The following is a 336-nucleotide window of genomic DNA, read 5'->3' as shown; positions in this document are numbered from 1 at the left end:
CGTGGAATGACCCAGCTTTATAATATTTGCTCCAATTATAGGCTTGTACTTTTATAGAGGGAATCTTATTTTTATTATTAGATTTACTAGAGGTAGGCTTATTCATTATATTATTTTGATTAGTATTATTTATGTTAGCATTCAGTAAGAGAGATGAAAAAATCAACTCAACCGGGAATTGAACCCGGGTCCTTCTCTTTCCGGGAGAATGCTTTAAACCACTATGCTACTGAGCAACTGTAATTCATCTCTCTTACTAAAACAGGGTGATTCCACAGAAGAAGAAAGCTACACGGTAGCACAAACCCCATCTGATGACATCAGCTTGTGTAGCTT

1 tRNA gene is annotated in these 336 nt (G+C 36.3%); it reads right to left on the bottom strand.

The window, feature by feature from the left end:
- Nucleotides 1–163 precede the first annotated feature (163 nt).
- Nucleotides 164–235: transfer RNA gene (locus F0U44_RS22740), tRNA-Ser, on the bottom strand.
- Nucleotides 236–336 lie beyond the last annotated feature (101 nt).

The organism is Nocardioides humilatus, from assembly GCF_008373755.1.
In the GTDB taxonomy this organism is placed as follows: Bacteria; Actinomycetota; Actinomycetes; order Propionibacteriales; family Nocardioidaceae; genus Nocardioides; species Nocardioides humilatus.
Note: the sequence above shows the minus strand (reverse complement) of the source record. Positions and strands in the feature narration are given on the sequence as shown.